Raw genomic sequence first — 16,488 nt, forward strand, 5'->3', positions numbered from 1 at the left:
GGGCTTCGCCAGCGGGAAATACGACATTCCCCGCCTGCCCCTGCTCCCCATTGAATCCTGACGATGACATGCATATTTCCCTTCTGGAGCGTCGCGTGGAATGGAATGCCTTTAATTCCGGCCGGATTTGTAATATCTCGCTCACAATCCGACAGTTCATCCGACGAATACGGGATCCGCTACCGAAATGAACGCGCCTGCAAAGACCGAAGACTTCGCCCAGTCCATCCCCGCCGGCGTTTATGCCGAGACGGTGCTTGCTGTGACGCATTACACCGACCGGCTCTTCCGCTTCACGATGACCCGGCCACAGGGTTTCCGTTTCCGTTCCGGCGAATTCGCGATGATCGGCCTGATGGTCGAGGGCAAGCCGGTCTTCCGCGCCTATTCGATCGCCAGCCCCGCCTGGGCCGAAGAGCTTGAGTTCTTCTCGATCAAGGTGCCGGACGGCCCGCTGACCTCGCATCTGCAGGCGATCAAGCCGGGCGATCAGGTGCTGATGCGCAAGAAGCCGACGGGCACGCTGGTGCTCGACGCGCTGACGCCGGGCCGTCGTCTCTATATGTTCTCGACGGGAACGGGTGTTGCGCCTTTCGCCAGCCTGATCCGCGATCCCGAGACCTATGAGAAGTTCGAGGAAGTCATCCTCACCCATACAACCCGCGATGTCGCCGAGCTGCAATACGGCTTCGACCTCGTCAACGAGATCGAGAACGACGAGTTGCTGAAGGAAGTGGTCGGTGACAAGCTGCGCCATTATGCGACCGTCACGCGTGAGGATTTCGAATATCGCGGCCGCATCACCGACCTGATCTCGTCGGGCAAGCTGTTTACCGATCTCGGCGTACCGCCACTCGATCCAGCGATCGACCGCGGCATGATCTGCGGTTCCTCGGCCATGCTGAAGGACACCAAGGAACTGCTCGAAAAGGCCGGCCTCAATGAAGGCGCCAATAGCAAGCCTGCCGAATTCGTCATCGAGCGCGCTTTCGTCGGCTGAGGTTTTCTCCGACAACCAGATCTGACGGCGGCTCCGGAAACGGGGCCGCTTTTATTTGCGGGCGAGATAGTCGATCAGTACCGCCATGGCGGCGCGCGCTTCTTCCGCCCTGCCCTGATGGATGGCGCGGATGACGGCGACGTGCAGCGTGATGGCGCGGTCGGTGCGCTCCGGGTTCGCGGTGGAATACCAGAGGCGGCGAGAATGCGTCTGCACCGGACCGAGCGCGGCGGTGATGAAGCCGTTGGGACAGGCCTCTTCGAGGATTTCGTCGAAGGCTTTATCGGCGGCGAAGAAGCCGGCGAGATCGCCGGTGACGGCGCATTCGTCCATGGCGTCGGCGCAGTCGTTAAGGCGCTGGCGCTGCTCATCCGTCGCATGTTTGGCGGCAAGGCTTGCCGCAATCGGCTCCAGCTCACGGCGCACCTGCATGACATTACCATGATCCTCGGGCGCGATCCCAGCCACCTGCAGCCCGACCCGCGGCTTCACCAGGATCAGCCCCTGCCAGGCAAGCTTCTGGATCGCCTCACGCACCGGCGTGCGCCCATGGCCCGCCATGTCGATCAGCTGTTTTTCGGTAACGAGCGCGCCTGGCTTCAGCGCCAGCGTGACGATCAGATGCTCGAGCGCCAGATAAGCGAGATGGCTCTGGGAAGTCTGCTTGCTGAAAACCGCACCCTAAACTGATATATCACTTTGTGGCACGGTCAAAAACCGAAGACAAGTCCGCATTGAAATATCAGAATAGAGACAAATAGATAACATCGACGTGAAATCCGCGAATGCTATTGCAGAAACGGGCGTCAACCGCCGCGAAAGAACGCCTTCCACTCGCGCCACCTTCCGTCATGCTTCGGCCTTGAGCTGCGCATCCAACCGCATTTACCAGCAGCAGTGGCATGGATCATCGGCTCAAGGCCGAGGAGGACGGAGAATGAGGTTGGCGTTCTTCCCAAACTCACTCCCGGCGTAATGAGCCACGCGGCGTCGACCCCTTCATCAGGCCGCGCCCTGCGCTCGATCAACCCTTGCGATCGCGCTTCACTCGTGCCGCAGAGCCTCGATGGGGTTCAACTGTGCTGCCCGTCTTGCGGGGAAATAGCCGAAGATCATGCCGATTGCGGCGGAGAAGAGGAAGGCGACGGCGACCATCATCGGGCTGAAGACGAAGGGGACTTTCAAGAGGGTGACCGCCACGAGACCGAGGCTCAGGCCGAGCACGATGCCGGTGATGCCGCCGAAGAGCGAGAGCGCCACCGCCTCGACCAGGAACTGGGTGAGAACCTGGTTTTCGAGCGCGCCGATCGCCAGCCGGATGCCGATTTCCCGGGTTCGTTCGGTGACGGAGACCAGCATGATGTTCATGATGCCGATACCGCCGACGAGCAGGCTGATGGCGGCCACCGCGCCGAGCAGGCCGGTCAGCAGCGTCGTCGTGCCGGTCATTGCCTCGGCGATCTGGGTCATGTCGTTGACGTTGAAATCGTCCTGTCGGCCGGGAATGATCTTGCGCCGCTCGCGCAGCAGATTTTCGACATCGGCCTGGATCTTGGCGGTCGAGACGCCGTCGCGGGCTGAGATGATGATCTGCGGCACATTGCTGCTGCCGCTGATGCGCCGCTGGAACACCTTGACCGGCATGATGACGACATCGTCCTGGTCGGTGCCCATGCCGGACTGGCCGCGCTTGGCAAGCACGCCGATGACGGGGCACGAGACCTTGCCGACGCGGATCTGCTGGCCTGTGGGATCGGCGGCGCCGAAGAGCTGCGAGCGCACGGTTTCGCCGATGATGCAGCGGGACTGGCCGCGTTCTTCGGCCGGCGTGAAAATGCGGCCGAGCGCCAGGTTCCAGTCCTGGGCAACGAAATAGTCGTTGGTGGTGCCGGAGACGCTGGTCGAATGGTTCTGGCCGCCTGATATCACGGTTGCCGTCGATTGGTTGAGCGGCGCCACGGCCCTCAGGCCGCCGATCTGGTCGCGGATGGCGGCGACATCCTTGATGCTGAAGCGTTTGGCCTCGGAGCTCGCCCGGCCCGGGCCGAACTGGCCAGGACGAACGAATAGCATGTTGGTGCCGAGCCGCGACAGCTCGGTCGAGACCTGGGCGGTGGTGCCATTGCCGATCGTCACCAGGGCGATGACGGCGGCAACGCCGATGACGACGCCGAGCACGGTCAGGAAGGAGCGCAGCATGTTGCGGCTGATGGCGCGCAATGCCAGCTTCAGCGTCTCAAAGAACATGATCCGCCCTCCTGCGATGCTCGACCTCGGTCTCCAGCTTGCCGTCGACAAAACGCAACAGCCGCTGCGCATAGGCGGCAATATCGGGTTCGTGCGTGACCATGACGATGGTGATACCCTGCTCGCGATTCAGCCGCGTCATCAGGTCCATGATCTCGACGCTGGTCCTGGTGTCGAGATTGCCGGTGGGCTCGTCGGCCAAGAGCAGCGCCGGCTCGGTGACGATGGCGCGGGCGATGGCGACGCGCTGCTGCTGGCCGCCTGACAGTTCCTGGGTCTTGTGATGTTCGCGGCCGGAGAGGCCGACGAGCGCCAGCGCTTCGCGGGCCCGTTCGCGCCGCTCGCGCACCGCCATGCCGCGATAGATCAGCGGCAGCTCGACATTTTCCACCGCCGAGGTGCGCGACAGAAGGTTGAAGCCCTGGAAGACGAAACCGAGCATATGACGGCGCAACAGCGTCAGCTGGCTGCGGTCGAAGCCACTGGTCGGGATGCCCTGGAAGACGTAATCGCCTGATGTCGGCACGTCGAGGCAGCCGAGGATATTCATCGCCGTCGACTTGCCGGAGCCGGATGGACCCATGATCGCGACGAATTCATGGGTGTTGATCGCCAGATCGACATGGTCGAGCGCGCGGATGGCCGCCTCGCCCTCGCCGTAGATTTTCGAGACCTGCCTGAATTCGATGAGTGGCGGGTTAGGCATCCCACTTCTCCGCCTAGTTCGCACGCGTCGTGGCGTCGGTCACCAATGCGTCATTTTCCCTAAGGTCGCCGGAGACGACCTGGGTGAACTGGCCGTCGGACGAGCCGACCTGGATGACGACAGGGGTGGGCCGGCCTTCGCGCAGCACCCAGACGCGCCGCTCGGCGCCGGTCAACGCCTGACCTGCATTGCCGCGGCGCTGGCGTGGCGGGCCGAAGATGCCGAAAATGCCGCGACCGCGCCTTTCGCCCTGTGCCGGCGCATAACGCAGTGCGGCATTCGGCACCATCAGCGTGTCCTTCACCGCCTCGACGGTGACGTCGGCCGTCGCCGTCATGCCGGGGCGCAGCAGAAGGTCGGCATTGTCGACCGAAAGCACCGCCTTATAGGTCACGACATTGTTGACCACTTCGGAGGCGAAGCGGATCTGCTCGATCTCGGCGGGAAAGGTCCGGTCGGGATAGGCGTCGACCGAAAACTTCGCCTTCTGGCCGACGGCGATCTGGCCGACATCGGCCTCGTCGACATCGACCTGCAGCTCCATTTTCTTCAGGTCGCCGGCGATGGTGAAAAGGATAGGCGCCGAAAGCGAGGCGGCGACCGTCGCGCCCGGATTGACGGCGCGGGTGAGGATGACGCCCTCGATCGGCGAGATGATCTTCGCCTTGGCGAGATTGACCTCGGCCAGTTGCAGGTCGGCCTCCGAGGCCAGCACTTCGGCTTCGTTGATCTGTTTGGCGGCGACGGCCGAATCATATTTGTAGGTGGCGTCGTCGAGGCTCTGCTGGGTGGAGACGTTGCTCTTGACCAGGCTCTTCAGCCGCTCGAGCGAGGTGCCTGCCGATTGCATATCGGCATCGGCCTTGACGACATTCGCCTTGGCGGAATTCAGCTTGGCGCGCGAACTCTTCACATCCGCCTCGAGCTTGTTGGTGTCGAGAAGAGCCAGCACCTCGCCTGCCTTGACCGTGCTGTTGTAATCGACATTGACGTCGCGGACCGTGCCGGAAAGTTCGCTCGATATATCAACCTGCTCGGTCGGTTGCACCGAGCCGGTGGCGGTGACGAGCACCGTCAGGCCACCGCGCTTTACCGGCTGGGTGGCATAGCTCACTTCGCTTTGCCCGCGGCCCATATAAAAATAGGCGGCGACGGCTGCTGCGGCGATGAGGATCAGCAGGACGAGCAGGCGTCCACGCCAGCGGCTGCGCTTGCCCTGCCGTCGCGATGCGGCAAGGACCGCCGCGAGGTCGGATGCGCCGTCTGTCTGCGCCCCGGTCTTCTTGCCGGTTCCGGTATCGTTCATGTCATCCTCGATCAGTCAGCGGCCGTCTCGGTCCGCAGCGAAATAAGCACAGCGCAGATGAACCGGGCATTAGCGTTGCCGCCGAACCGGCACGGAATTGCGGATGGGGGAAATGAAATATTGGTAATAAAAGTCAAGTTTTGGTGCGAAAGCGCTCGTTAGTCCGCATCCTCGGAATATTGGCCGGCGCCGGGCAGCGGACGCAGCCAGGCTTCGCGCCGCTTGATCCAGACTTCATAGTCCGGCGCGAGGTCGGTCGGCAGATTGTCGAGCGAGCCCACACGGATTTCCGCCTCATCGTCCCTGAGGCAGAAAAGCCTGCCGCCGCAGGTCGGGCAGAAGCTGCGGCCGGCGAAAGTGGCAATCTCGCCGCTGTGGGAAAACGCCTGCCGCGGCCAGACCGCGAAGAAGACGAAGGCGGAGCCGCTGGATTTACGGCAATCGGCGCAGTGGCAAAGGCCGACGCGTAGCGGCTCACCCTCGACGCGATAGGCCACTGCCCCGCATAGGCAGCTTCCGGTGCGGATGCTCATCGCGGGCGTCAGGCGTCGAGGCTGGTCGGCAGCCCCGGCGGGCGCCGCTTTGCCGCCATCAACAGATCGAGTTCGGTGGCGGAGGGACCGAACTTGTCGTAGAGGCGTTTGGCCTCCTTGTCGTCCAACCGATATTTCCTGGCAAATTCGCTGATGCTGTAGGGGCGGCCCCGCAACACTCTTCGCGCCGGGGTCGCCGTATTCGGTGCGTCGGTCATGAGTTTCTCCTTTCTTTCCATACCCTTTAAGCTAGAGCGACAGGCTGAATTGGAAAGAGCCGATGGGCTGCGCCGAGCCTTTCCGGCATGGAGCGATGGGGTTTAGTCGGGAACCTTCTTGCGGCCACGCGCATTGTCAATTCGAGGTTGCGGGTCGCGCCAAGCGGACGCGGCGGTGCCGGAGAACATCGGGATTTTTCCGCTTTCTCCTGATGGCCAACGAAATGGCAGGCGAGCTCCCTACCCGCCCGGTCCGCTTCCTCATCCCTCCTATCGATAGGAGATCACGAAATATTAACGTGGGGAACGCATGCGCCGGAGCGTAGTTCTTTGCCTGAGGTCGACGTGGCCTCGTTCAAATCCAAGGAGAACCGTATGGCAAACCAAGGTGGATCCCATGAACAGCACGTCAAGACCGGTCAGCAGAGTCACAAGAACGACTCCAATGCCCGCAGCGCCTCATCAGGCGGCCGCGACGCGCAGTCCAGCGGAACCCGCGGCGGCAGCCATGAACAGCATGTTAAGGCAGGTCAGCAAAGCCACAAGAATAACCAACACTAAAGCTGATGTTACGTGAAAATTGGGCTCGCGCTTCGGCGCGGGCTTTTCTTTTGCGCACTCAGGACAGACGCCGGCCGTCCTCGCCGAAGAGGTGCAGGACGGTTGGGTCAAGTTGCAGCGGCAGGGTGTCGCCCGATTTCATCTTCTGCTGGCCGGCAAAGACGGCGATCAGCTTCTTGCCGGCCGTGTCGGCGTGGACAACGGTTTCGGAACCCAGTTCCTCGACAAGGGTGATCCGCGTGTCCAGCTTGCTCGCGCTCGCTCCGTCGGAAAGGGTGATGTGTTGCGGTCGGATGCCGATGCTTATCCTCTCGCCGATCGGGCGCGTCTCCTGGGCGATCGCGGAAAGGCGATGGCCGCCGACGGTTTCGACTTGGGTAAAACCGCCTTCGTGCCCGACGACCGACCCTTCCAGGAAATTCATGTGCGGCGCGCCGATGAAGCCGGCGACGAAGCGGTTTGCCGGCTTGTTGTAGAGTTCCAGCGGTGTTCCCACTTGCTCGATCCGGCCACCTCTCAACACGACGATGCGGTCGGCGAGTGTCATCGCTTCCACCTGATCGTGGGTGACGTAGATCATCGTTGCCTTCAGGCGGGCGTGGAGGGCAGCAAGCTCGGCACGCATGCTGACCCTGAGCTCGGCGTCGAGATTGGAGAGCGGCTCGTCGAGCAGGAAGGCATCCGGCCGGCGGACGATGGCGCGGCCGATCGCGACGCGCTGGCGCTGGCCGCCGGAGAGCTGGCCCGGGCGGCGCTGCAGGAAGGGCTCGATCTCCAGCATGCGCGCGGCGTCGGCGATGCGCGCTTCGATCTCGACCTTCGCCACCTTGGTATTCTCCAAGCCGAAGGCCAGATTCTCCCGGACGCTCATATGCGGATAAAGCGCATAGGACTGGAAGACCATTGCAAGACCGCGGTCGGCCGCGCCGATCTCGGTGACATCCTTGCCGTCGATGGCGATACTCCCGCCCGTCGGCTTGTCGAGGCCGGCGATCAATCGCAGCAGTGTCGATTTCCCGCAACCGGACGGGCCGACGAAAGCGACGAACTCGCCGTCGTTGACCTCAAGCGAGACATCGCGGATGACCTCGACGGCGCCGAAATTCTTGACGATATTTCTGAGCTCGAGCCCGCTCATGTACTCTCCTGTTTCATATTATTTCAGCCCCGAGCCGGCGATACCAGTGGTGATGAAGCGCTGCAGGAAGACGAAGATCAGCACGACGGGGATCATCGAGACGACGGTCATGGCGAGGATGTAGTGCCATTGCACATTGAGTTCGCCGGCATAGACGTTGAGGCCGACCTGCAGCGTGTAAAGCTCCTTGCGCGACAGCACGATCAACGGCCAGAGGAAGTCGTTCCAGCGCCAGACGACCGAGAAGATCGCCAACACCGCCAGCGCCGGCGCCGACAGCGGCAGGACGATGCGCCAGTAGATCTGCCATTCGCTGGCCTTGTCCATGCGCGCGGCGTCGATCAGTTCGTCGGGGATGGTCAGCATATATTGCCGGAGCAGGAAGACCCCTGTCGGGGTGGCGACCGTCGGCAGGATGACGCCCCAGAGACTGTCGAAAAGGTTCAGCGTGCCGATGACGGAATAGAGCGGCACGACGATGACCGAGAGCGGCACCATCAGCGTCGCCAGGATCATCAGCATGACGGCGGTGCGGCCGGGGAACTGGTATTTCGACAGCGCGAAGGCGGCCATGGAATTGACCAGCAGCGTGATGGCTGTCGCGACCACCGTCACGAAAACCGAGTTGCGCAGGAACAGCAGAAAATCGAAATGCTGAAACGGTTCGGTGTAATTGCCGCCGGCGAAATCGACCTGGCGCACCGGCGTGCGGTCCTTGATGTTGACCTTGACGATGTCGCCCGGCTGTTTCGGATCGACCATCTGGCCCATGATGCCGATGCGGCGGACTTCGGCGAGCTGGCGGCTGCTGCCATCCGGCATCGTGACATTATAAAGCGGCAATGGCTTGTCGTAGCCCGGCACCACGGCCTGCTCGGTGACATAGGGCAGGAAGGATGGCGGGAATTCGGCGAGTGCTGCCGGCGTCTTGAACGAGGAAAAGACCAGCCAGACGGCCGGGCCGAACATCAGGAAGACGCCCGAGATCAGCCATATCCAGGTGACAACATCAGTCCAGTGCCAGCCGCGGCCGCGGCGGCGCAGCAGAAAGGTGCCGACGGCGCTCATTGGCGTGTCCCCTTCTTCTCGTTGCGGCTGCTGACGCCGAGCTGGACCAGCGTCAGGATGACGAGCACAATGCCCATCAGGATCGAAGCGGCCGAGGCGAGCCCCGGATTGCGCAGCGAACTCGCAAAACCGGTCTCGTAAATGAACTGGGTGATGTACATGGTGCTGGTGCCGGGCCCGCCGCCGGTGAGCACAAAGACCTCGTCGAAGATCTGCACGGCGCGGATTAGCGCCAGCACCAGGACGACAATGAGGTTCGGCATCAGCAGCGGCAGGGTAATCCGCCGGAAGATCCGGGTGGGGCTTGCCTTGTCCATCGCCGCCGCCTCGTAGAGATCCCGGGGGATCGCCTGCAGGCCGGCGAGCAGGATCAGTGCATAAAAGCCCATATGCGCCCAGACCGAGACGAAGACGGCGAAGAAGAAGGCCCAGAAACGATCGCTGAGCCAGGAGAAGGGCTCGAAGCCGAAGGGGCTGAGCGCATAGTTCAACAGGCCTTCACGCTGCAGTATCCACTTCCAGATCAGGCCGACGACGACAGGCGACAGTAGCACGGGAAAGAAAAAGACGGCGCGCCAGAAGCCGCGATTGGAAAGCTCGCGATTGAGGATCAAAGCCGTTGCGAGTGCGGTGATCAGCATCGCCGAGACCTGGAAGACGACGAAGACGGCGGTGTTGCGCACGGCCGCCCAGAACGTGTCGGCCGCACAGGTCGACGGATCGAGATAGGAGCGGCAATCAAACAGGATCCGGTACTGCTCGGCGCCGACATAGGTTCTGTTCGGCAGGAAGATGGCGCCGCCGCTCGTCGTCGAATAGATGAAGTTGATGACCAGCGGCAGCAGCACGAAGACGGAAAAGATCAGCATGTTGGGCGCCAGGAAGACGCCAGCCATGCCGTTCAGCCCCGTCAGCTTCTGCCAGGCACGCATGGGAATATCGACGATGCCCATGGCGACCCGGACAGGCGCAATCAGCGCCTGCCGCAGGCCGGTTTTGACAGGTGGTTCGGAGGAAACCGTCTTGTCCGCCATCCGTTCGTCCGTCAGTTGCCGCCAACCTTGGCTTTGATGTCCTCGTCGATGCGGGCATAGGCGTCGTCGAGCTTCATTTCGCCGGCGATCACCTGGCTGATGCGGGCGACGATGGCGCTGTAATAGGCGTCCGACCACTTCCAGCCCGGCAGCTTCATGGCGGGTGCCGCCGTCTGGGCGGCCGATTCGACGAAGGCCTTCAGCGCCGCCTGCACATGCGGATTGTCGGTCTTGAATTCCATCTGGCCGGCCGCCACAGCTTTGTGCGCCGGAATGAACAGGCTGCGCTCGGCGAACTCCTTCTGCACGTCGGCGCTTGCCAGGTAGTCCATCACCTTGGCGACGTCCTTGGGGTTCTTGGTGTATTTGACGGCGACGAGACCGGCGCCGCCCTGCATGCCGGTGCAGGCGACCGCGCCGCAGGGGCTCCCCGCCATCACCCAATCGAAACTGTCGCCGATCTTCTGGGCAAAGCCCGAGATCTGCCAACTGCCCGAATAATAATAGGCCAGGCCGCCATTGATGAAGTCGTCGGCCGCGGCGCGATAGGTAGTGCCGGCAGCACTGACCCAGACATCCTTGTTGATGGTGCCGTCCTCGTTCCACTTGACGAAGCGGCTGAGGAAATCCTTGGAGCCCTGGTCGATCGGCGCCGGCTTGCCGTCAGCGGCGATATAGTTGGCGCCGTAAGAAATATTCGGGCCGGAGACGCGATGGCCGGAGCGGTCGATCGCCATGGCGAAGACCTTCTGGCTGTCGGCGACCTTCTTGGCGGCGGCTGCCCAATCATCCCAGGTTGCCTTTGGGCCGGGAATTTCGACGCCGGCCTGCTCGAACAGCGTCTTGTTGACGAAGCCGCCGGTCAGCGTCAGCTGCGTCATGAAGCCGGTGATGGCGTTCGAGCCATCGGGACGCATCCAGTCGGCCTGGGCGCCGAAATTGTCGTCCCAGTATTTGGCATCGGCGAGCAGCGGGCGAAGATCGAGCCAATGCTGGGCCTGGGCCTTCAGATTGGTGACGCGGGCAATATCGGGCCCCTTCCCGGCTTCGAGCTGCACCGGCAGCTGTTCCTTTACGACGTCATAGGAAACCTCGTCGAGGATGACGTTGACATCGGGATTGGTCTTCGAGAAGCGCGCCAGCAGATCCTTGATGACAGCACCCTCGCCGCCGTCGGAATACCACATGATGCGCACGTCGCCGGCATGGGCAGCAACGGAACTCAAGAGAACCGCAGCAAAGGCCGCGCCGATCGATTTCATTCTGGTCATTTTCTCCTCCTCTTGACCGATGAATTCCTGCGCCCGGCCGGGTCCTCCACCTGCCGGACATGTCGTCTACGAGGCGGCGCGCCGAGGCTGCCGGCCTGATATCTGCAGATGTACCGCTTCTCCCCGCACCGACCAGTCCGCAGGTCTCAGAATACGGCCTTCGGCGCACACGGTGCCGTCCTCTTCGAAGATGACCTGGCCATAATCCGGATCGGCGACGATCAGTGCGTCCTTGTCGTCTCGGTGGGCCTGGAGTGCCGCGAAACGCGCCTGCATGCCGGCAAGGTCGCCCTCCCGATCGAGATCGGAGAGACGGACAATCCATCGGCTCTTACGTGCGGCCAGGCGCAGCTCCATATCCGTCGTCGGACCCTCCTTCACCGGCACCAGTGCTCCGCTGCCGATCAGCAGCGCCAGGCCGTTGCCGGAACGGGCGAGCGCCAGATTGCCGCCGACCGCCGTTTCGTCGAAGGCTTCGACCGGGAACCAGGCGTGGGTGAAATCCGGCTGGCCCTCGTGGATGTTGAAATCGAGGATGGCGAGATCGCGATACTGATGCACGCGCGGCAGCGTTCCGCAGCCGCCCCAGAAGCTCGGCCGGCCATAACCGAACTGGATGGTTTCGCCGGGATGGTTGATCCAGATCTGTGCTTCCGGCCGCTGACCCAAGCGCAGATGCAGCACTGTCTCCTGGTAGCCCCAGGCGCCGGGACGATAATGGGCGATGGTGCCGAGCGCGGTGTCGCGCGTCTTGTAGTGATAGAGCGCGGCGAAACGGTTCTCGCCCTGGGAAAAGGTCCACTCCTGCGCGTCGTCGGCGTCATGCGCGGCAATCGCCGCGAGCTCCTCGGGAAAACGCAGGCCGTGATCGCGGATGCAGACAGCAAGCTGCGGCAAAGCGTGGACGCGCCGGCCGTACCAGCCGCGGCCCCAGAGCAGCCGGGCGATGGCCGACAGTTCGACCGAGCGGCCGGGGCGTAGCGTATGTTCGTAGGAGCGGCCCTGGCTGCCAGTCAGCATACCGTGATGGGCCGAACGGGCGACGATCTCCATCAGCCGAACGATGCTGGCATTCGCCCGGGCGCGGATCGTCTCATCCGGCGCGCAGGCGGCGAGCGCCGTCAGGCCCTTGAGGTCGATCGGGAAATAGGGAACGGAATTCCACTCGGCCATTTCCCAGCGCTCGAAATGATCGAGCCAGGCATGGACGCGTTCCTCGCCGACCTTCATCTGCTCGGCGCCGGTGCGGCCGGAACGGACAAAAACGGCATTGAGAAAAAGCCGGCCGCCGAGATAGGCGGCGGTATGGAAGAGAAGCGCGTGGTTTTCCGAAAAATACCACTGAACGTCATTGCCCGGTTCATCCATCCAGTAGCGATAATGGAGAACGGCGTGCTCGATCCTCTGCCGCAGGCCTTGCGACAGCAGATCGCTCCAGCGCGTATAGGCAAACAGCAGCGGCACCAGCACGAAATCGGCGCAGTCGTGACAGTCCTCGATAACAGGCAGCATCGCCGCAATCATTGCCTCGGTCTCTTCGCCACCCTGCCCCAACGCCAGCCGCGCGAAAGCGCAGACGGTATCCGGCTCGGAATGGGCAGCAACCTCGGCCAGCGCCTCGGCGATACGGTCCGCCAATGCGGCGGGCGCCTGCCCCTGGCGTTCGGGATGACAGATTTCGACGCCGAGCGTGCGGCCGAGCGAAAGTTCGCCTGATTTGAAGGCGATGCGGAAATGGCGGAAATCGGCGGGCATATCAGCCGAGGCACCGAGTTCCAGCCTGGTTGCGCCCTTCTCCAGCGCGAAATCATAATCGAAACGCTCTGTCGACATGAAGTCGCCTTCGATCTCGACATGGCAGGTGAGCGCCACCGGTAGCGGCGCCGGAAACAGGATCGTCACGTCCTCGCCGAGATAGGCGGTGCGGTCGAAGCGCATGCCTTCGAGGATCGCCTCCAGCGCATCGGCATCACCGGCAGCGATCGGAACGGGGACTGCCGTTTCGACCTCCGGCCCTTCGAGATAATCCAGCTGGAAATAGAAACGGGCGTCGCGTTCGGCGAGATCGTCGACATAGACGCGGATCTCGTTGAGACCGACGGCGAGCTCGACCTCGAGGATCTGCTGGGCTTCCAGATTGCGCTCGTAAGGCGCCATGAAGCCCTGCTCGGCGCCATTGACGAAGAGGATCGCGCCACCACAGGTCGACAGGCGAAGCCTAGCCGAACCCGCGGAGCGGGCATCGAGGAAGGTGCGCGCCCAGCAGCCGATGCGGGTCGGGCGAAACCAGAAGCCCGAGAGATCCACACGCGGAGAGGCAAAGGGAAGCCACCAGCGGCTTGCTTCGAATTCGGCTGCCGGCTGCGGCCGACGGCCGGAGAAGGATTTCTTGAATTCAGTGCGGCAGGGATATTCGTGCGGGATGAAGTTCTTCGTCTTGGTGACGAAGAAGAACGGATCCATGCTGCCTTCCATCGGCCGATCGGCGACGTCGTAGCGCTGCTGCGAGAGATGGCCCAGCTGCCAATAGACGATCGGCCTTTGTTTCGCAGTCTGGCGGCGGAGATGGGATTGCTGCTCGGCGGCCATGTTTAGCCCGCTCGAACCTTAAGACGCCGGGCAAAACACCGACGCGTGGACTGGCCGTCAAACCGCATCTTCAAAGCCTCCCTGCTCTGTCGCTTGTCGCGGACTCCTAAAAGCAATTGTGCATAGGCATTCCATTTGCGCAATCTGAAAGATTTTTGCACAATAGACAGGGAGCGAGGAGATGTCATGGCCACGGAGCAGAAAAAGGGCAGGCGCACACGCCTCGACGACATCGCCGCCCGCTGCGGCGTATCGATCAGCACGGTGTCGCGAGCGCTCGCCGGCGAGAAGGGCGTCAGGCCCGAGATCCGCAAGCTGGTGCTGGAAACGGCGAGCGCGGTCAGCTACGCCTTGCCGGCAAGTGTCGCCGGCAAGAAGGTCATGCTCGTTGCCTCCGGCGCGGCGATGATCGACTATGTCCGCAACCAGTTCACCCTCTACGTGCTCGAGGGATTGAACGCGCGGGCGGCCGCTCTCGGCATCGAGGTGGCGATGCGCCCTATCGCCGACAAAGGAGATGAAGCCCGCGTCGTCGCCGAGATGCGGGACGATCCGAGCTTTGGCGGCATGCTGATTCTGACGGTCGACGAGGAGGACATGCTGGCGGCCGCCGCCGGCCTCGGAAAGCCCGTCGTGCTCGTCAACAGCGACGATCCCTATATGCGGCTGTCGAGTGTGACCCCCTGCAACCGCGAGGCCGCCTTCATTGCCGCCGAGCGGCTGATCCAGGCCGGCCATAAACGCATCCTGTTTATGCTGCGGCCGGGGCGACGGACGATCGAGCGGCGACTGGAGGGCTGGCGCGACGCTCTGCTGCATCACGGGCTGAAGGCCGATGCCGATCTGGTGCTCGAGGTCGACGACTGGTTGCCGGAACTCGGCGCCGAAGCCCTCACCCGCCTCGTCCGCGACAAAGGCCTCTGCTTCACCGCCGTCCTGACGGCAGGCGACAGCCTTGCCACCGGCGCCGTGCGTGGAATGCAGACGATGGGTTATGCCGTGCCGCAGGACGTCTCCGTCATGGGCATTGACGACCTGCCGCAATCGGCCTTTCTCAACCCGCCGCTGTCGACCGTACATATTCCGATGCGCGAACTCGGCGCCACCGCGCTCGACCTGCTGCGCGACATGATGCTCGGCCTTGCGACACCGCGGCGCCGCGTCGAGCTTGCCTGCCATCTCGTCGAAAGAGGCAGCGTTGCAGCGGTCGGTGGCGCACCAGCGCGAAATATCAAGCTTCCATAAAGCTCGTTTCGAACAGTTCGCGCGCATAGGCATCATGGGTGGTGCCGGCCTGCAGATCCGCCCTGGTGAGTTCGTCGACAAAGCCGCCGTTTTTCATGATCAGCACCCGGTCGCACATATGGGCGATGACAGCGAGATCATGGCTGACAAGCAGATAGGTCAGTCCCTTTTCCTCGCGCTGATCGGCAAGCAGGTTGAGGATTTCGGCCTGGACCGAGACGTCGAGCGCCGATGTCGGCTCATCGAGCAGCAGAATCGGCGGCGACAGGATTAGCGCCCGGGCGATCGCTACCCGCTGCCGCTGGCCGCCGGAAAGCTCATGGGGAAAACGACTGGCGAAACTTGCCGGCAATCCCACCTGGATCAAGGCTCTTTCGACCTTCGACCAGATCTCGGACTGGCCCATGGCGCGCAGCGGCTCGGCCAACGCGGTGCCGATGCGATGGCGCGGATGCAGGGATCCGTAAGGGTCCTGAAACACCATCTGGGCGAATTTCAGCTCCTCGCGCGAGCGCCTCTTGCCGATCGGTTTGCCGCCAAGCTCGATCTGCCCGGTCCAACCCGCCTCCATGCCGGCGAGGCAACGCAGAACCGTCGATTTGCCGCAGCCGGATTCGCCGACAATGCCGAGCGTCTCGCCCTGGTTGACCTGAAAACTGATGCCGCGGACGACATGATTGCTTGATTTGCCCGAGGCAAAGACGACATCGAGGTCGCGGACATTGATCATTGCGCCGCCTCCAGATCGAGTTTTGCCCTGTCGAGAACCGCAAGCCGCCGCACCGGGTTTTTCGGGTCGGGCAGTGCTGCTATCAGCCCGCGCGTATAGGGATGGCGGGCCTCTTCGAGACTGGTCAGCGTTTCGACGATGCGGCCGGCATACATGACGATGATGCGCTCGCAAAAAGCAGCGACCATGCGAATGTCATGGCTGATCAACAGCAGGCCGGAGTTGTTTTCGCGCACCAACTCGTCGAGCAGCAGCAGCACGTCCTTGCGGACGCTGACATCCAGTGCGGAGGTCGGTTCATCGGCAATGACAAGCTTCGGCCGGGCCAGCAGCATCATTGCGATCATCACGCGCTGGCCCATGCCACCGGATATCTGGTGGGGATAGAGCGCCATGACCCGATCGGGATCGCTGATGCGCACGCGCTCCAGCATGGCGCGGGCAGCGTCGAACGCCTGGCTCTTGCCGAGACCGAGGTGAAGGCGCGCGGCTTCGGCGATCTGCTTGCCGATCGAGAGCACCGGATTCAGCGAATAGCGCGGATCCTGCATGATCAGGGCGATATCCTTGCCGCGTAGCGCGCCCATCTGCCGCTCGCTCTTCGATAGCAACGGATCGCCGCCGAGATCCAGGCGTTCGGCGGTGACGACGGCGGCCGGCGGCAGCAGACGCATGATGGCGCGACCCGTCGTCGATTTGCCGGAACCGGATTCTCCGACGATGCCGACACGTTCGCGCCCGACGTCGAAACTGACGTTGGAAACGGCGGGCACGGCGCCTCGCCCGAAACGGACGCTCAATCCCTTGACGGACAGAACGGGCTGCAAATCATGATCTTTCAT

General features: G+C 62.9%; 17 protein-coding genes. 4 read left to right on the forward strand and 13 right to left on the reverse strand.

Annotated features, from left to right (window positions below):
• Positions 1–187: 187 nt before the first annotated feature.
• Entirely contained in the window at positions 188–1,000 is an 813-nt protein-coding gene (locus FFM81_RS10970; protein ID WP_138384303.1) for a ferredoxin--NADP reductase, read from the forward strand.
• 51 nt (positions 1,001–1,051) lie between these two features.
• On the opposite strand, the gene FFM81_RS10975 is transcribed toward FFM81_RS10970, so the two are convergent.
• Positions 1,052–1,609 (reverse strand): GntR family transcriptional regulator, encoded by a 558-nt coding sequence (locus tag FFM81_RS10975; RefSeq protein WP_246401201.1) that lies wholly within the window; start codon positions 1,607–1,609, stop codon positions 1,052–1,054.
• On the opposite strand from FFM81_RS10975, the gene FFM81_RS32695 reads away from it, so the two are divergent.
• A complete protein-coding gene (locus FFM81_RS32695; protein WP_246401082.1) occupies positions 1,550–1,690 on the forward strand; it encodes a hypothetical protein in 141 nt (46 codons plus the stop codon). The genes FFM81_RS10975 and FFM81_RS32695 overlap by 60 nt on opposite strands.
• A 354-nt stretch (positions 1,691–2,044) precedes the next feature.
• On the opposite strand, the gene FFM81_RS10980 is transcribed toward FFM81_RS32695, so the two are convergent.
• From FFM81_RS10980 to FFM81_RS11000, 5 genes are all read right to left on the reverse strand, one after another.
• Positions 2,045–3,247 (reverse strand): ABC transporter permease, encoded by a 1,203-nt coding sequence (locus tag FFM81_RS10980; protein WP_025416148.1) that lies wholly within the window; start codon positions 3,245–3,247, stop codon positions 2,045–2,047.
• Positions 3,237–3,953 carry an ABC transporter ATP-binding protein gene (locus tag FFM81_RS10985; RefSeq protein WP_173883775.1) on the reverse strand — a complete coding sequence of 239 codons (717 nt, stop codon included), beginning with the start codon at positions 3,951–3,953 and terminating at the stop codon, positions 3,237–3,239. Before FFM81_RS10985 ends, FFM81_RS10980 begins: the two co-directional genes overlap by 11 nt.
• A gap of 13 nt (positions 3,954–3,966) precedes the next feature.
• A complete protein-coding gene (locus FFM81_RS10990) occupies positions 3,967–5,259 on the reverse strand; it encodes an efflux RND transporter periplasmic adaptor subunit (protein WP_138384306.1) in 1,293 nt (430 codons plus the stop codon).
• 158 nt (positions 5,260–5,417) lie between these two features.
• On the reverse strand, positions 5,418–5,792 hold the full coding sequence (locus tag FFM81_RS10995) for a GFA family protein (RefSeq protein WP_025416145.1): 375 nt from the start codon (positions 5,790–5,792) through the stop codon (positions 5,418–5,420).
• 8 nt (positions 5,793–5,800) lie between these two features.
• Positions 5,801–6,010 (reverse strand): hypothetical protein, encoded by a 210-nt coding sequence (locus FFM81_RS11000; protein ID WP_003573215.1) that lies wholly within the window; start codon positions 6,008–6,010, stop codon positions 5,801–5,803.
• A gap of 375 nt (positions 6,011–6,385) precedes the next feature.
• Here FFM81_RS11000 and FFM81_RS11005 point away from each other — a divergent pair, with 375 nt between their 5' ends.
• Positions 6,386–6,571 carry a hypothetical protein gene (locus FFM81_RS11005; RefSeq protein ID WP_025416144.1) on the forward strand — a complete coding sequence of 62 codons (186 nt, stop codon included), beginning with the start codon at positions 6,386–6,388 and terminating at the stop codon, positions 6,569–6,571.
• 58 nt (positions 6,572–6,629) lie between these two features.
• Here the strand turns inward: FFM81_RS11005 and FFM81_RS11010 are convergent, their stop codons facing one another.
• From FFM81_RS11010 to FFM81_RS11030, 5 genes are all read right to left on the reverse strand, one after another.
• Positions 6,630–7,709 carry an ABC transporter ATP-binding protein gene (locus FFM81_RS11010; protein WP_138384307.1) on the reverse strand — a complete coding sequence of 360 codons (1,080 nt, stop codon included), beginning with the start codon at positions 7,707–7,709 and terminating at the stop codon, positions 6,630–6,632.
• 18 nt (positions 7,710–7,727) lie between these two features.
• Positions 7,728–8,777, reverse strand: coding sequence for a carbohydrate ABC transporter permease (locus tag FFM81_RS11015; protein WP_003573222.1), 1,050 nt, complete (start codon positions 8,775–8,777; stop codon positions 7,728–7,730).
• On the reverse strand, positions 8,774–9,811 hold the full coding sequence (locus tag FFM81_RS11020; RefSeq protein ID WP_097533519.1) for a carbohydrate ABC transporter permease: 1,038 nt from the start codon (positions 9,809–9,811) through the stop codon (positions 8,774–8,776). Before FFM81_RS11020 ends, FFM81_RS11015 begins: the two co-directional genes overlap by 4 nt.
• An 11-nt stretch (positions 9,812–9,822) precedes the next feature.
• Positions 9,823–11,082, reverse strand: a complete 1,260-nt coding sequence (locus FFM81_RS11025; protein WP_138384308.1) for an ABC transporter substrate-binding protein — start codon at positions 11,080–11,082, stop codon at positions 9,823–9,825.
• Between the two features lie 66 nt (positions 11,083–11,148).
• On the reverse strand, positions 11,149–13,671 hold the full coding sequence (locus FFM81_RS11030) for a hypothetical protein (protein WP_138384309.1): 2,523 nt from the start codon (positions 13,669–13,671) through the stop codon (positions 11,149–11,151).
• A gap of 186 nt (positions 13,672–13,857) precedes the next feature.
• On the opposite strand from FFM81_RS11030, the gene FFM81_RS11035 reads away from it, so the two are divergent.
• Positions 13,858–14,916, forward strand: a complete 1,059-nt coding sequence (locus tag FFM81_RS11035; protein WP_138384310.1) for a LacI family DNA-binding transcriptional regulator — start codon at positions 13,858–13,860, stop codon at positions 14,914–14,916.
• Here the strand turns inward: FFM81_RS11035 and FFM81_RS11040 are convergent.
• Entirely contained in the window at positions 14,903–15,646 is a 744-nt protein-coding gene (locus FFM81_RS11040; protein WP_138384311.1) for an ABC transporter ATP-binding protein, read from the reverse strand. The two genes, FFM81_RS11035 and FFM81_RS11040, sit on opposite strands and share 14 nt — an antisense overlap.
• The gene (locus FFM81_RS11045) at positions 15,643–16,488 is read right to left on the reverse strand and encodes an ABC transporter ATP-binding protein (protein ID WP_097533610.1); all 846 of its coding nucleotides are present in this window, start codon (positions 16,486–16,488) and stop codon (positions 15,643–15,645) included. Before FFM81_RS11045 ends, FFM81_RS11040 begins: the two co-directional genes overlap by 4 nt.

Source organism: Rhizobium hidalgonense (genome assembly GCF_005862185.2).
Classification (GTDB): domain Bacteria; phylum Pseudomonadota; class Alphaproteobacteria; order Rhizobiales; family Rhizobiaceae; genus Rhizobium; species Rhizobium hidalgonense.

What these genes read in the sequence shown, in the direction of transcription:
- FFM81_RS10970 (WP_138384303.1), top strand. Translation starts at nt 188, where the DNA reads ATGAACGCGCCTGCAAAGACCGAAGACTTCGCCCAGTCCATCCCCGCC.
- FFM81_RS32695 (WP_246401082.1), top strand. Translation starts at nt 1,550, where the DNA reads ATGGCCCGCCATGTCGATCAGCTGTTTTTCGGTAACGAGCGCGCCTGG.
- FFM81_RS10980 (WP_025416148.1), bottom strand. Translation starts at nt 3,247, where the DNA reads ATGTTCTTTGAGACGCTGAAGCTGGCATTGCGCGCCATCAGCCGCAAC.
- FFM81_RS10985 (WP_173883775.1), bottom strand. Translation starts at nt 3,953, where the DNA reads ATGCCTAACCCGCCACTCATCGAATTCAGGCAGGTCTCGAAAATCTAC.
- FFM81_RS10990 (WP_138384306.1), bottom strand. Translation starts at nt 5,259, where the DNA reads ATGAACGATACCGGAACCGGCAAGAAGACCGGGGCGCAGACAGACGGC.
- FFM81_RS10995 (WP_025416145.1), bottom strand. Translation starts at nt 5,792, where the DNA reads ATGAGCATCCGCACCGGAAGCTGCCTATGCGGGGCAGTGGCCTATCGC.
- FFM81_RS11000 (WP_003573215.1), bottom strand. Translation starts at nt 6,010, where the DNA reads ATGACCGACGCACCGAATACGGCGACCCCGGCGCGAAGAGTGTTGCGG.
- FFM81_RS11005 (WP_025416144.1), top strand. Translation starts at nt 6,386, where the DNA reads ATGGCAAACCAAGGTGGATCCCATGAACAGCACGTCAAGACCGGTCAG.
- FFM81_RS11010 (WP_138384307.1), bottom strand. Translation starts at nt 7,709, where the DNA reads ATGAGCGGGCTCGAGCTCAGAAATATCGTCAAGAATTTCGGCGCCGTC.
- FFM81_RS11015 (WP_003573222.1), bottom strand. Translation starts at nt 8,777, where the DNA reads ATGAGCGCCGTCGGCACCTTTCTGCTGCGCCGCCGCGGCCGCGGCTGG.
- FFM81_RS11020 (WP_097533519.1), bottom strand. Translation starts at nt 9,811, where the DNA reads ATGGCGGACAAGACGGTTTCCTCCGAACCACCTGTCAAAACCGGCCTG.
- FFM81_RS11025 (WP_138384308.1), bottom strand. Translation starts at nt 11,082, where the DNA reads ATGACCAGAATGAAATCGATCGGCGCGGCCTTTGCTGCGGTTCTCTTG.
- FFM81_RS11030 (WP_138384309.1), bottom strand. Translation starts at nt 13,671, where the DNA reads ATGGCCGCCGAGCAGCAATCCCATCTCCGCCGCCAGACTGCGAAACAA.
- FFM81_RS11035 (WP_138384310.1), top strand. Translation starts at nt 13,858, where the DNA reads ATGGCCACGGAGCAGAAAAAGGGCAGGCGCACACGCCTCGACGACATC.
- FFM81_RS11040 (WP_138384311.1), bottom strand. Translation starts at nt 15,646, where the DNA reads ATGATCAATGTCCGCGACCTCGATGTCGTCTTTGCCTCGGGCAAATCA.
- FFM81_RS11045 (WP_097533610.1), bottom strand. Translation starts at nt 16,488, where the DNA reads ATGAAAGATCATGATTTGCAGCCCGTTCTGTCCGTCAAGGGATTGAGC.